Annotated in this window: 2 protein-coding genes; both read right to left on the reverse strand. The window is 41.9% G+C overall.

Annotated features, from left to right (window positions below; all coding sequences use genetic code 11):
• Positions 1-338: 338 nt before the first annotated feature.
• Positions 339-1,310, reverse strand: a complete 972-nt coding sequence (locus EI161_RS14980; RefSeq protein WP_192529883.1) for a replication initiation protein — start codon at positions 1,308-1,310, stop codon at positions 339-341.
• A gap of 555 nt (positions 1,311-1,865) precedes the next feature.
• A complete protein-coding gene (locus tag EI161_RS14045) occupies positions 1,866-2,042 on the reverse strand; it encodes a ribbon-helix-helix domain-containing protein (RefSeq protein WP_225735410.1) in 177 nt (58 codons plus the stop codon).
• Between the last annotated feature and the right edge of the window lie 153 nt (positions 2,043-2,195).

Here is a 2,195-nt window from a genome sequence, read left to right on the forward strand (position 1 = left end):
AAAATAACAAACACTCTTAAATGAGCTACAAGGGCTTAGAAATTTACAAGCGATACTAGGGTAGCCGACACACAAAATAAGCAGCAGGAAGGGGCCAGTTTGAGCCAAATAGACATATAAATAAGCTAGGTTTGAAAGGATAGATACGAAACGGAAGAACATTAGGCTTGTTAGCAAGGTCGCGGCAATCGACTGCGGTCGATTGAAAAAGACTGATTAAATTTTTAGGAATTTTTAAACTAGCCTAAGCAAGATTTATTGTTTAGGCAAACTTAACCACACGGCTCAAAATCCCCTAACGGGCTATTACCTGATTGGCTTGCACTTTCACCACCTAGCTAAGCTAGCCAGTTAATCGCTGTACGCCTTGATACGCCTAGGTTTGTAGCTATATCTGTGTAGCTTAATCCTTGCTCTCTCATTTTATGCGCTATTACACGCTTTTCAGCATACTTTTCTGACCTTGCCTTGCCTCCATTTGACGAATTACTGGCTTTACCACCTATGCGCCCATCTTCGCGTTGTTTCTCTTTAAATTTGGCGCTGTAAGCTCCAAACCGTGAGGATTTGCAGAACTTAGCTATGCTTTTGATAATATGTTTTAGCTCGTTGGGCAATAGGGGTATATCAAAGCGTTGGTTAAATTCTTCCGCAATAGCAGTTAAAACACGCTCTAGCTCCCTTTGGGTAAGGTCTTGCGCTATCGGATAGGCTTGATGTCTAACATGGTTAAATATGCCCACATTGCGCCCATAACCTTCGTCATTGGCTGGTTCTGCTTGCTTGTATGGTTTTAAATCTAAATATTCGGCAAGCTCGGCTAGGGTATAAGACGGCTTAGCCCCTGTTATATATACTTCGTGCGAGGTATGGCAAGGGTTTTTTACAAGGTTGCCGCTATAGCCTTTGTCTGCCCCTAGTGCTAGTCTTAGCGCCTTTTGCACACTAGCTAGGTACTCTACTGGCTTAGTGCTTGCTTTACGCCACTTATCCACTGGTTTTGTTAGCCTGTAGGCGTAGTGAGCGTGTCCGTTTTCGGGGTTTTTTATAATAACTTGCGGTGGTGGTAAGTCGTTATCATGGAAGGCAAATAGGGCTTGTGGGTCGTCAATGTCAAAGACAAGCCATTTGATAATCTCGGGGTGATTGGGTTGTATGTAGGCGTGTTTTATGGCGTGTGACTTGGTGCGAATATGACTGAAACCCTTGTCATTAGTACAATAGGGCTTAGTTGCTAAGTCTGCGTAGAATTGAGCTAGAGTGCTGACGTTCTGCCAGTCGGTCGGGTCTATTTGTTTGATTGCGTACACTATAAAATTTCAGTTCTGTATTGCAGCGCTAGTGACCCACTGAATACAAAAAAGCCTTGTTTTAGTGTGTACAACCGCCTAAAATACCCTTACGTTTCGTGGTTTTTAGGTGGTTATACACTAAAAATTACATTAAGCCCTGATAGCTTCCAACTATCGGGGCTTACTCGTTTCTAGCGTTTGAGTTTACGCTTATCTTCGCCAAATTGTAAAGGTCGAGCGGTGATCGTAGGCATCGTTTCGCCTACGGATCACCGCTGACCCAACAACCGCTAGGGCGTTAGTTTTTAGGTCAAAATAAAATCGTCTTGTACCACACGTAAACCCCTTGTTTTATTGGCTTATAGGTCATTTTTTTATTAATTTGTGGTACAGGCGTAACGGTACTTGTACCACAAAAAAACCCTTATGCAGTATGGCCTGTAGCGTTTTCAACCAGTTGCATGGTGTGTGAACCTATATTTTGCCATCGGCACGATAGTCTTTTGCTCTTTTTTCTTTTATTTTTTTTCACATCGACTAGGGGTCGATGTGTGTCCAGTGCTGCAAATTAATCTAGTCAAATAACTTACCCTGACCATTTTTCTTTACGTAAGCCATCATATAATCCCTAACCAGTTGGCTTGCAGTGCGGTTATTATCTTTAGCGATGCGCTTGAACGCCTCAACCAATTCCTTATCGGCTCTACAAGTGAACGTACTGTCACTTCTGTCTGGTAGCATATTTGCCATGATTTAGTCCTTTTGATGTAATGTTTACGCATCATATTAACATTGTTAGTGCATTGCAACAGAATATTGAGCTAATCAAAAAATTATCAAAGAGCCAAAAATAACAAACACTCTTAAATGAGCTACAAGGGCTTAGAAATTTACAAGCGATAC

Source organism: Psychrobacter sp. FME5 (assembly GCF_014861375.1).
Classification (GTDB): Bacteria; Pseudomonadota; Gammaproteobacteria; order Pseudomonadales; family Moraxellaceae; genus Psychrobacter.

Excerpts from the sequence above, each read along its gene's own strand:
- EI161_RS14045 (WP_225735410.1), bottom strand. The coding sequence starts at position 2,042 with ATGGCAAATATGCTACCAGACAGAAGTGACAGTACGTTCACTTGTAGA.